We start from the raw sequence: 10,979 nt of genomic DNA on the forward strand, positions 1-10,979 counted from the left end.
CTGTAAATTCGGTATCTTGAATACTGATAGCTTCTCAATGATTACTTGCGAAAAACTCAACGATGATGAAATTACCCTCACTCAATGCGCTGCGTGTCTTTGAAGCGGCTGCACGATATCAAAGTCTGGTGAAAGCTGCGGATGAATTGTGCGTGACGCAATCAGCCGTCAGCCGGCAGCTGACACAGCTGGAAGGAACACTGGGATTGCAATTGTTTGAGCGGAGAAATCGGGGCATTTTTCTGACGCCTCAGGGCGAGCAACTGCAGGCCGGTTGTCAGGAAATGTTTGATATCCTGAAGCAGACTCTGAAAGCAATGCAAGCCCCGGAAAACCAGCCCCCGCTGGTGGTTTCCTGTGAGCCGACCATCATGATGAAGTGGCTGATCCCGCGTCTGGCTGAATTTCAATCTCTGCATCCGGAGATTGAGGTGCATCTGAGTGCTTCCGGCGGGCCGATAGATTGGCGGCACAGTCAGGCCGATATTGCGATTCGCCGGGACGATTTCAGTCGGAGTCCGAATGACCACGCTGCCATCATCGGGCCGGAGCTCACGGGGCCGGTTGTACTGACCGAATCCTGGGAGCAGCGTGCATCTGATACGGAGCCGGTAACTCGGCTGCATACCCAAACGCGGCCAAGTGCCTGGCAGGTCTGGCAGCAAAATGCTCGACAGGCTGTTCCAGTCCGGGATGAGGTCTGGTTTGAGCATTTCTACATTATGCTTGAGGCGGTCTATGCCGGAACTGGCTGGGGTCTGGGGTCGATTTACATGGTGGACAGTGACATCCGAAACCGGCAGTTGACTGCCCCTTTCGGATTTACGCCGGACGGCTCGTCTTATTGTCTGCTGTCGCCGAATGCGATCGAGGCGGACAAACGGGTTGTAGCTTTGCTGGACTGGTTACGCCAGGCTTTTCAGGAAACCACTGAGCGTGTCATGGCTGCATTGCCAGCACGCCCTTAGGGAATGATACCAATCGCAGTAAATAACTGGTCATCCTAGCTTGTTAAAATGTTCGATATCTGCGTTAGATTTTTTGATTGTAGAATCAGGACTTATCTAAAAAATCTGCCTTGTTCTCAAACATTTTTCCTGCGCTATTTTTGATCACTTACTTACTTTGATTGGTATGATTCTGTCTTGCTCAAACCGTTGTTGATCTTCCCAGCGCAGCATGGTGAGCTGATTGCCCCAGACACAGCCGGTATCCAGGCCGATAAATCCGGTTTCTTCGACACCCATCAGTGATGCCCAGTGGCCGAAGATGACGGTTTTGCCCAGTGGTGCAGGCCGGGGATACTGAAACCAGGGCGTCAGGTGTTCTGTACCGGGCTCGCCGGGAGGCAGTTTGCAGTGCATGTCCAAACGGCCATCCGGGTGCAGAAAGCGCATCCGGGTGAGGGCGTTGATTGTGAAACGCATCCGGTCCAGCCCGGTGAGTTCAGGGTGCCACTGATCCGGCTTATTGCCGTACATCTCTTTCAAGAGCCAGGGATACTGCTCGCTTTGCAGCAAGGCTTCAACGTCCCGGGCACAGAGCCGGGCGTCTTCAAGTGGCCATTGCGGCGGAATCCCGGCGTGCGCCATCACAATCGGATGGTGCGGATGTTCTGCGAGCAACGGCTGGTGGCGCAGCCAGTCCAGCAGTGCGTCGCGGTCAGTGGCCTGCAGAATCGGATCGATGCCATCTTTGGGTTTGGCTTTACCAATCCCCTCGGCAATCGCCAGCAAATGGAGGTCGTGATTCCCCAGTACAGTGGTTGCCGCTTTGCCCAGCGATTTCACCAGACGCAGGGTCGAGAGAGAATCCGGCCCGCGGGCGACGAGATCGCCCGCCAGCCAGAGCTCATCTTCTTTTTCGCTGAACCCGACGTGCGCCAGTAAGGCGCACAGTTCACGGTAACAGCCCTGAATATCACCGACCAGATAAGTCGCCATGCATGCCCTGTGATTAATGCAGAATATTGGGAATTGCGAGGCGGAAAGGTAAGATTTCTGCCTGAAACTCGTTGCCATCTTCGTCGATCATGACGTAATGGCCTTCCATCACCCCCAGTGGGGTTTCGATAATCGTCCCGCTGGTATAGGTATATTCATCGTTGGCAGCAATGGTGGGCTGCTCACCGACGACCCCTTCACCTTCTACGACCAGTTTCTTGCCATTGGCATCTGTGATCAGCCAGCGACGACGCAGTAATTGCGCATTGCCCTGGCCCAGATTGCAGATAGTAATGGTGTAAGAAAAGACGTAGCGATCTTGTTCCGGTTCCGACTGGTCATCAATATAGTGAGTGATGACGCGGCATTTGATGGTTGGATTTGCTTTCTTGTTCACCTTGCAGCTTCCTTTCGAAACGACGTTACCCTATATAGCAAAAAAGCCGGACATTGGGTCCGGCACACGCTGTTTAGTGGGTTGGGTTGGCATCCAGCCAGTTCGCCATGGCCACAAACTGTTCCAGAGTCAGGTTTTCCGGACGAGCGCCCGGATTGATCCCCAGATGTTCCAGCGTTTCTGCATCCATCAGAGACTTATAGCAGTTCCGGATGGTTTTACGGCGCTGGTTAAATCCTTCGCGCGTCACGCGATCCAGCCATTTCAGGTTAGTACACGGATGCGGCAAGGTCTCATATGGTGTTAAACGAACCACTGCAGAATCGACTTTGGGGGCTGGTTTAAACGCACTTGGCGGCACTTCCAGTACCGGCATGACTCTGCAATAGTACTGAGCCATCACGGTCAGACGACCATATGCTTTGCTGCCCGGACCTGCGGCCAAACGGTTCACCACTTCTTTTTGCAGCATGAAGTGCATGTCCTCTACATGTTCATGGAAAGTGAACAGGTGGAACATCAGTGGTGTTGAAATGTTGTAGGGCAGGTTGCCGAAAATCCGCAGCTTGTTGTTTTCTTTGATCAACTGCGTGAAGTCGAAGCGCATGGCATCGCCTTCATGAATCGTCAGTTTACTGGCCAGCTCCGGATGGTGGCGCAGACGTTCTGCCAGATCGCGGTCAAGCTCGACCACGGTAAATTTATCGACCTGTTTGCCAACAGGCTCAGTCAGGGCACCCAGACCCGGACCGATTTCTACCAGGTTCTGGCCTGGTTTCGGATTAATCGCGGCGACGATGTTGTCGATGATGTACTCGTCGTGCAAAAAGTTCTGGCCAAAGCGCTTACGGGCGCGGTGGCCCAGATGGACCTGATCACTGCTCATTGTTGTTTGTCTACCATTTCGATGGCGTGGGTCAGCGCTGTCCTGAGGCTCCCAGTATCCGCCTGTCCGGTACCTGCGAGTTCCAGTGCAGTACCATGATCTACTGATGTTCTGATAAAAGGCAGTCCCAGCGTGATGTTGACGGCATTGCCAAAACCTTTGAATTTCAGGACAGGTAAGCCCTGATCGTGGTACATCGCCAGTACCGCATCAGCGTTGGCCAGGTACTTGTCCTGGAAAATTGTATCCGCTGGCAACGGGCCAACCAGATGCATGCCGTCCTCTTCTCTGAGGACATTCAGTGCCGGGGTGATCACATCGATCTCTTCCCGGCCCAGGTGACCGTCTTCCCCGGCATGGGGATTCAGACCACAGACGTATATTTTTGGCGTCTTGATGCCGAATTTGCTTTTCAGATCTGCGTGCAAGACACGAATGACCTGATGAATTCTGTCCTGGGTGATGGCCTTGGCCACATACGCCAGTGGGATATGCGTGGTGACCAGCGCCACCCGTAATCCTTCGGTTGCCAGCATCATCACAACCTGATTCGATTGCGCCTGCTGGGCAAAAAATTCGGTGTGGCCACTGAAGGACACACCTGCCTGATTGATAATGCCTTTGTGAACCGGTCCGGTGACCAGCGCTGCAAATTCGCCATCCATATTGCCTTCGGCGGCACGGCGCAATGTTTCCAGCACGTAGTGGCCATTGCGCTCGTTCAGCTGGCCCGGGACAACCGGCGCATCCAGCGGGCGATCGGCGACGAGCAGGGTGCCCGGCCGGTGCGGCGCAGCCGGACGGCTGGCATCATAACGGATGACTTCCAGTGGGACACCCAACGCGGCTGCACGTTCTACCATGAGCTCGGCACTGGCACAAACGACCAGCTCGTGCGGCCAGGCTTCCTGTGCCAGCGTCACCACGAGATCCGGGCCTATTCCCGCCGGTTCCCCCGGCGTGACGGCAATACGTTTAACCTTGTTCATCATCATATCCTGGTTGTTCAATATAGGCGCCAGCCCGCAATTCCTGCAGCCACGCCTGAGCTTCTTCATTAAACTTCCGGCTGAAGAGGATCCGGTAGGCACGGTTTTTCACCGCGGCATCGGTGCGATCCACCTGACGGCGATCCAGCACTTCAACAATATGCCAGCCGTGGACCGTCTTAAACGGTTCACTGAGGGTGCCTTCCGGCAGGGATTCGACCTGCGCTTTGAATTCAGGGACATAAATGTCAGGGGTTTGCCATCCCAGGTCACCGCCATTGACGGCAGAACCCGGATCAGCACTCAGTGCCTGTGCGGCATCGGCAAAATTGCGACGACCGGCCAGGACATCCTGGCGAACCTGCTCCAGCTCTTTTTTCGCTCCCTCATCACTGAGGATGACGGAGGTTTTCAGCAGGATGTGGCGGGCTTTCACTTCCGTGACGGAGACAGTCTCCAGACCCTTCACATCATTGATTTTGAGAATGTGGTAACCCACACCACTGCGGAATGGCCCTATGATAGCACCTTTCCCCTGTCCATGGATCTGATCGGCGAAGATAGTCGGCATTTCTTCCGGGCTCATCCAGCCCCAGGCACCACCCTGCAAGGCTTTCGGGCCGTTGGAGGCGCTGTAAGCCAGATTGGCAAAGTCAGTACCCGGCTGATTGAGCTGAGTGACCAGATCGCGGGCTTTGCCTTCTGCGCGCTGGCGGTCAGTCTGACTGGCTCCTTCGTCCAGACGGATCAGAATATGGCTGACATTGTACTGCACCCCTTCCTGTTGTTGCTGGTTCAGCTGCGTCGCGAGGTTGTCGACTTCCTGTGGCAGAATATTGATCCGGCGGCGAACCATGATGGTGCGGGCTTCACTGGCGGTCAGATCCCGGCGGATCTGCTCGCGAAACATAGGATAGCTGATGCCGTTGCTGGCCAGTTCCTGCTGTAGCTGTGCCAGAGACATATTTCGCTCAGCAGCGATTTGAGCGATCGCCTGATCCAGACGGTTATCATCAATGCGGATCCCGAACTGTTCTGCCTGCTGTAGCTGCAGGGTTTCCATGATGAGCTTTTCCATCACCTGATTGATCAGAACACTGTCATCCGGCAATGACTGGCCCTGCTGGGCGGCATTGAGATGAACGGTTTTCAGCATGGCATCCACATCGCTTTGCAGAATCACGCTTTCGTTCACAATGGTGACGACTTTATCCAGCGGCTGAATGGCCGCCAGAGAGCTGGTGGTCAGGCCTAACAGGGACAGGCCAACAAGAAAAGACTTCCACATTTTCATATCCGTATCCAGGCGCATCATGCGCAGTTGGTGAGGACGGGCCATGGCCCGTCCTGTTTAGTTATTCAGGTAGAAAGGACGACCATAGCCGATGGCATTGCCACTGGCGCTGGAAGCACCGACCGCCGATGCGCCAGCCAGACCCAGCAGCGAGAACGAGATACTGAAGTTCTGCTCGTACTCAACCGGTTGTGTGTTCACATTGCTGCGCGCCACCATGTATTCGTTGTAACCCAGCGTAATCATCCAGCAGTCAGAACGGTAGTTCAGTGAGATTTGTCCTTCCACCATCTGATTTTCCGTGAGGTCATGGTAGTAATCCCCCCGGATGCTCAGACCCGCATGGATCGGGAAACCGGTCGAGAAGCCGACCTGAGAAATCCCTTCCTGTGTGTAATTATCGATCTGATTATTATCCGGCAGACTCTGCTGAATATACTCTTTCGAGACATAGCGATAGTTGAGCTGGCTAAACAGGCCGCCTTCCCGGTATTCCATCGCCGCGTTGGCAAACTGCATGTCTTTTTCGCTGGCGTCATACTGCAGGCTGCCATGGAAGAACAGCCAGTCGTTATAGTTGAAATCTGACTCAAAGGCAGATGCCGAATAGTTCGGTTGGGATTCGCCTTCTTCCTGCAGATTACGACCGGAATCATTGAGATAAAAGATCTGACCAAATGACAGGTTGAAACGCTCTTTTAAATCGTTGTCGAAGAACCGGGTACTGGCCCCGACGGTAAACTGGTTGGCTGCGGCAATCCGGTCCACGCTGGAATAGCGGCGATCGCGGAACAGGCCGTAGTAATCGGTCTGCAGAATCGTGGTGTCATAGGCGCCGTAAATATTGCTCTGATCGACATCTTTCACATACAGATACTGAAGCTGTGGCTCCAGGCTCTGGGTGTAGCCACTGCCGAACAGATCGGTATCCCGCTCAAAGTACAGGCCGGTCAGCATGCGCAGGCTGGGCACGGTCCGGGTCGCGGTTTCATCCAGATCTTCCAGGCCGACCACGGTTGGGTCGAATTCCTGATTGTAATAGGTGTACATCAGCTTGGCTTCTGTGGTCATCGACCACCACGGTGTCGCATAGGGAAGCGTCAGCGATGGCTCCAGATGCACCCGGTCTGCCGATGGATTACTCGGATCATCATTTTCAAAGCGGCTGATATGACTCAGCAAACCAAAGTCCAGACCATAACCCAGTTCAGGTTCGTAATAGTTGAACTCAAGTTGCGGCATCAGGCGATAGTTGGAAGAGACCCCGGGTGTCAGTGGCTGGAAATTCCGGACCCGCAGGGTTGAATCCCAATTGTAATCCCGGTAGGAGACTTCGCCGGTTTGCAGCAGGTTGTTGTCTTCACGACGGCCGATGTCAGAATCAACATCCGAGAAATAGGTCACGTCGCTGACTTTGCTGTAATCGACATGGAAAATCCAGTTCTCGTCATAAGTACCGCTGTGGGACCAGTTAAAGGCCCAGCGCGGATCGTTATCGCTGGCTGCACTGTCGTCTGGCAGATATTCGCCTTTCAGGCCGCCCTGGCCAAATTCGGTCAGATAGCGGAAATGGCTTTTGAGCTGCACCCCGCGGTTACTCATGTATTTCGGCGTCAGGGTCAGATCGTAATTTGGCGCGATGTTCCAGTAGAACGGGGTTTCCAGTTCGAAACCATCGCGGGAGCCGTAACTAACGGTCGGATACAGAAAGCCGGTCAGGCGCTCATCGCCGACAGGCACCCGCAGGTAAGGCATGTAAAATACCGGCACATCGAGGACTTCGAAGCGGGCGTTGTACAGATCGGCAAACGGCGAATCGGCTTCGCGCTCAATGCTGGTGGCGGTGAATTGCCAGCTTTTGTCTCCGGGCGGACAGGTGGTATAGGTGCCGTTCCGCAACCGATAGTAGGTCATGCCTTCTTTTTCGATTTTGGTTGCTTCACCACGGCCGGCTTCACAGGTCAGGCTGTAGACGGCGTTGTTGATCTCGGCATCATCGGTATCCAGGTTGTTGTGCATGTTATCGGCATACACTTCGATGGTGCCATCATGGAAGTAAACATTGCCTTCGGCGCTAACGGTATTCTTGCGCTGGTTCATGGTGGCAATATCGGCGGCAACCGTGCGGTTGGATTGTCGAATCACGACATCGCCGGAGTATGTGACGCTCTCTCCGCTTGATGCTTCGGCCTGATCGGCGGAGATACGGATTGGGGCGTTGTTCGGGTCCCCTTCGCTGGGATCCGGTGTCAGGCACATGCCTCGAACCAGAGCCAGTTCATCCTCGGCCGTCGGGCTGGTTTCCTTCTCAATGAGGGCATCATTGGCGAATGCTGACGGGCCATATAAAGCAATGCTGATCATGGTCGCCAATAAACTGCGGGAAGTGAAAGACATTGAGATTTAAATTCCTGTGTTCATGATATAGCGCAAAGTGACCCAACGGGGGTTGAACTATTTTGTCCGGGCCACGACGCAACCAGACAAAAACTCAACAACCTCAGGTATCCGGCCCGAGCCAGAAGTCCCCAGATAAAGGTTGCTATGATAAAGCAATTTCTGCTCCACAGCATCACAATGGATGGGTAACAGGTCTGTGACCGGATAAAATCATTATTATTTTTTCTGCTATGATGCCGCGAGACATTTGTCAGACTGAGGCTGCCTTTATGGCTAGAGATCATGTCGACAGTCCACTCTTTTCATAAGATTAGACGGCATTCGCGGGCACAATTTAGCAAATTACCAGAGAGTATAACATGCAGGTGTTGGGCAAGATTCTAGGTGCATTTTTTGGTTTCCTCCTTGGTGGACCTATTGGTTTGTTATTAGGCATCTTTTTAGGCCATAAGTTCGATCAGGCCCGTCGCAATGCTTATCAGGGGGCGGTTTTGGGCGTTTTTCAGGCGGGCAGGCGGATCAGCAGTCCCGTCAGGCCGAGTTCTTCCATGCCGGATTTTCGGTCATGGGCCATGTCGCGAAAGCCAAAGGCCGGGTGACACAGGAAGAGATCCGGGTGGCCAGCGCTATCATGGACAGAATGCAACTGCATGGTGAAGCCCGCCGTCTGGCACAGGATGCATTCCGCGAGGGGAAGGCGGAAGATTTTCCATTGCAGGACGTCTTGGGCCGGGTCCGGCAGAGTACACAGGGGCGCCTGGATTTGCTGCAATTTTTTCTGGAGCTGCAAATTCAGGCAGCCTTTGCAGACGGCAGCCTGCATCCGAAAGAACGCCAATTGCTCTTTGTGATTGGCCGGGGACTGGGGTTTTCTGATCAGCAACTGGAACGACGTCTGCACATGCAGGAAGCGGCGTTTCGTTTTCAGCAGGGCGGTGGTTTCTACCGCCAGCAATCCCAGCAGCAACAGGGTGGGCCTCGTCAGGCACCCAGCCGGGATCAAATGGCCGATGCCTACGAATTACTGGGCGTTGCACAGGACGCCAGCGCGAAAGACCTGAAACGAGCTTACCGCAAACTGATGAACGAACATCACCCGGACAAGCTGGCGGCCAAAGGTCTGCCGCCAGAGATGATGGAGCTGGCCAAACAGAAAGCACAGGAACTGACGGCTGCTTATGAGCTGATCAAAAAAGAAAAGGGCTACAAATAAACCGCGTCTCAGACGCGGTTGCGTGGCTTGCCTGCGACGAAGGCTGCCAGATTGTCTATTAACTGGTTTGCCAGTGCCTGAATGGCTGAATCAGCGCCCCAGGCCACATGGGGTGTGAGTAACAGGTTGGGCAGATCCGCGTTGGCCAGCAACGGGTTTGATTTGTCTGCGGGTTCAGCGGTAAACACATCCACACCGGCGCCGCCCAACGGGCCGGTTTTGAGCGCTTCCACTAAATCCGCTTCATGAACTAATCCGCCCCGGCCTGTATTGATCAGCAAGCTGCCGGGTTTCATCTGGGCCAGTTCCGGGGCCGCAATCAAATTTGTCGTCGCCCCTGTGAGCGGACAGTGCAGGGTGATCGCATCGGCAGTCTGAAGCACCTGCTCAAACGGCAGATAGCCGTCACGGCAGACGGCTGCACCTTTGCGTTCTGCAAAGATCACCCTGATACCCAGTGCTGAAGCCAGTGTTCCGACCGCCTGTCCAAGACTGCCACTGCCGATAATGCCGAGCGTACTGCCTGCCACATCACCAATCGGGTGAGTGAAGAAGCAGAACTGCTTTTTGTCCTGCCAGACACCCGCCTGAATATCCTGATGATAGGCAAAGAGATTTCTTTTCAGGGCGAACAGCATGGCGATGACATGCTCCGGCACCGAGCCAGTGGCATAACCCCGGATGTTACTGACGACGATGTCATGCGCGCGACAATAATCTAAATCCACATTATTGGTGCCGGTTGCGGCGATCGCCACCATTTTCAGCTGGGGTAACTGACGCAAAATACCGGCATCCAGTACTACCTTATTGGTGACTGCGATGTGGGCGTCTTTGAGTCGTGCAACAATCTGATCCGGCGCGGTTGCCGGGTAATCCTGCCATTGGTGTTCAAACGCCGGACGGGGGAGCTGGATCTGGCTGGGAATGGTATCCCGATCCAGAAAAACAATGTGTTGCATCACGCTTACTCCTTGCTGCATGCGATGTGTTTTCGGTCAGAAGACAGACAGTAAACACCAGCCTCGGTATGGCTGCAAGCCGGGAAACAGAGCGACACGCTGGCCGCTCTGCTGAAGGGGCACTTACAGCATGAGCAGGAAAATCGCAGCCAGTGCGGACATGAAGGCGGCGAAACCATAGCAGATCACTTTGCCGGCCAGGCCGGTGTGAAATTTCAGATCGTGCAACCCGTGGTGAACCCGGTGCATGGCATGCCACATGGGTAACGCCAGTGTCAGAAACAGAAAAGCGGCGCCGACCCAACGGGTGGCAAAGGCCAGCACGCGATCATAACTGAAGTGTTCGGCATCAATGATCCCCAGCGGCATCAGAAGACCCAGTACCAGTATGGTGACCGGGGTGACCATGGCAAACCAGGTGCCCCCGGCACCAAACAGGCTCCACCAGATGGGTTCTTCTGAGCGTTTCGGATTGAGATCGACCGGATGAGATGTCTTCACGTTGCGCTCCTTATACCAACCACAGTACAACCAGAGAAATCACAGCGGCGGCTGTCCACTGCGCGCCAATGACCCATTTTTTATCCAGCACTTTGCTCCCGAGGCGAATCGGCATCACTTGCGGCATCATCTTGAAGAAGGTGAAAGCATGCAGCAGACTGCCTGCCAGCGCGACGAGATTGATGGCGATAATCACCGGATGGGACATCAGCGCCAGCCAGCCTTGCCAGGCCGCCGGCCCCCGGACTAGCGCACCCAGGCCGCAGGCCAGCAACACGGTAAAGCACACCAGCGGCACAACGGTCGCCTCACGCAGCATATAGAAACGGTAGAACGGGTGATGCAGCCACCAGTCTCGTTTCATCGGGCGGACATAGGGTTTGCGATGACTCAT

Annotated in this window: 10 protein-coding genes and 1 pseudogene; 2 read left to right on the forward strand and 9 right to left on the reverse strand. The window is 54.6% G+C overall.

Annotation, left to right across the window (positions count from 1 at the left end):
- Nucleotides 1-62 precede the first annotated feature (62 nt).
- The gene (locus KDD30_RS01105) at nucleotides 63-968 is read left to right on the forward strand and encodes a LysR family transcriptional regulator (RefSeq protein WP_211646993.1); all 906 of its coding nucleotides are present in this window, start codon (nucleotides 63-65) and stop codon (nucleotides 966-968) included.
- A gap of 144 nt (nucleotides 969-1,112) precedes the next feature.
- On the opposite strand, the gene apaH is transcribed toward KDD30_RS01105, so the two are convergent.
- The 6 genes from apaH to lptD form a co-directional block, all read right to left on the reverse strand.
- A complete protein-coding gene (gene apaH, locus KDD30_RS01110; protein ID WP_211646994.1) occupies nucleotides 1,113-1,943 on the reverse strand; it encodes a bis(5'-nucleosyl)-tetraphosphatase (symmetrical) ApaH in 831 nt (276 codons plus the stop codon).
- A 13-nt stretch (nucleotides 1,944-1,956) separates the two neighbouring features.
- Nucleotides 1,957-2,340, reverse strand: coding sequence for a Co2+/Mg2+ efflux protein ApaG (gene apaG, locus KDD30_RS01115; protein ID WP_211646995.1), 384 nt, complete (start codon nucleotides 2,338-2,340; stop codon nucleotides 1,957-1,959).
- Between the two features lie 73 nt (nucleotides 2,341-2,413).
- On the reverse strand, nucleotides 2,414-3,226 hold the full coding sequence (gene rsmA, locus KDD30_RS01120) for a 16S rRNA (adenine(1518)-N(6)/adenine(1519)-N(6))-dimethyltransferase RsmA (protein ID WP_211646996.1): 813 nt from the start codon (nucleotides 3,224-3,226) through the stop codon (nucleotides 2,414-2,416).
- Nucleotides 3,223-4,215 (reverse strand): 4-hydroxythreonine-4-phosphate dehydrogenase PdxA, encoded by a 993-nt coding sequence (gene pdxA, locus KDD30_RS01125; protein ID WP_211646997.1) that lies wholly within the window; start codon nucleotides 4,213-4,215, stop codon nucleotides 3,223-3,225. Before pdxA ends, rsmA begins: the two co-directional genes overlap by 4 nt.
- The gene (gene surA, locus KDD30_RS01130) at nucleotides 4,202-5,509 is read right to left on the reverse strand and encodes a peptidylprolyl isomerase SurA (protein WP_211649410.1); all 1,308 of its coding nucleotides are present in this window, start codon (nucleotides 5,507-5,509) and stop codon (nucleotides 4,202-4,204) included. Before surA ends, pdxA begins: the two co-directional genes overlap by 14 nt.
- Before the next feature lie 57 nt (nucleotides 5,510-5,566).
- Nucleotides 5,567-7,906 carry an LPS assembly protein LptD gene (lptD, locus tag KDD30_RS01135; protein WP_211646998.1) on the reverse strand — a complete coding sequence of 780 codons (2,340 nt, stop codon included), beginning with the start codon at nucleotides 7,904-7,906 and terminating at the stop codon, nucleotides 5,567-5,569.
- 362 nt (nucleotides 7,907-8,268) lie between these two features.
- Between lptD and djlA the strand changes: the two are divergent.
- Nucleotides 8,269-9,122 (forward strand): annotated as a pseudogene (gene djlA / locus KDD30_RS01140) (co-chaperone DjlA).
- An 8-nt stretch (nucleotides 9,123-9,130) separates the two neighbouring features.
- On the opposite strand, the gene KDD30_RS01145 reads toward djlA, so the two are convergent.
- The 3 genes from KDD30_RS01145 to frdC all read right to left on the reverse strand — a co-directional run bounded on the left by KDD30_RS01145 (nucleotide 9,131) and on the right by frdC (nucleotide 10,979).
- Nucleotides 9,131-10,084 carry a D-2-hydroxyacid dehydrogenase gene (locus KDD30_RS01145; protein ID WP_211646999.1) on the reverse strand — a complete coding sequence of 318 codons (954 nt, stop codon included), beginning with the start codon at nucleotides 10,082-10,084 and terminating at the stop codon, nucleotides 9,131-9,133.
- A gap of 123 nt (nucleotides 10,085-10,207) precedes the next feature.
- Complete coding sequence (gene frdD / locus KDD30_RS01150; protein WP_211647000.1) at nucleotides 10,208-10,585, reverse strand: fumarate reductase subunit FrdD; 378 nt, start codon at nucleotides 10,583-10,585, stop codon at nucleotides 10,208-10,210.
- 10 nt (nucleotides 10,586-10,595) lie between these two features.
- On the reverse strand, nucleotides 10,596-10,979 hold the full coding sequence (gene frdC / locus KDD30_RS01155; protein ID WP_211647001.1) for a fumarate reductase subunit FrdC: 384 nt from the start codon (nucleotides 10,977-10,979) through the stop codon (nucleotides 10,596-10,598).

It is taken from the genome of Photobacterium sp. GJ3 (assembly GCF_018199995.1).
Classification (GTDB): domain Bacteria; phylum Pseudomonadota; class Gammaproteobacteria; order Enterobacterales; family Vibrionaceae; genus Photobacterium.

Coding starts and splice junctions, on each gene's coding strand:
- surA (WP_211649410.1), bottom strand. CDS start 5,509: ATGAAAATGTGGAAGTCTTTTCTTGTTGGCCTGTCCCTGTTAGGCCTG.
- lptD (WP_211646998.1), bottom strand. CDS start 7,906: ATGTCTTTCACTTCCCGCAGTTTATTGGCGACCATGATCAGCATTGCT.
- KDD30_RS01145 (WP_211646999.1), bottom strand. CDS start 10,084: ATGCAACACATTGTTTTTCTGGATCGGGATACCATTCCCAGCCAGATC.
- apaH (WP_211646994.1), bottom strand. CDS start 1,943: ATGGCGACTTATCTGGTCGGTGATATTCAGGGCTGTTACCGTGAACTG.
- pdxA (WP_211646997.1), bottom strand. CDS start 4,215: ATGAACAAGGTTAAACGTATTGCCGTCACGCCGGGGGAACCGGCGGGA.
- rsmA (WP_211646996.1), bottom strand. CDS start 3,226: ATGAGCAGTGATCAGGTCCATCTGGGCCACCGCGCCCGTAAGCGCTTT.
- frdC (WP_211647001.1), bottom strand. CDS start 10,979: ATGAGTCATCGCAAACCCTATGTCCGCCCGATGAAACGAGACTGGTGG.
- KDD30_RS01105 (WP_211646993.1), top strand. CDS start 63: ATGATGAAATTACCCTCACTCAATGCGCTGCGTGTCTTTGAAGCGGCT.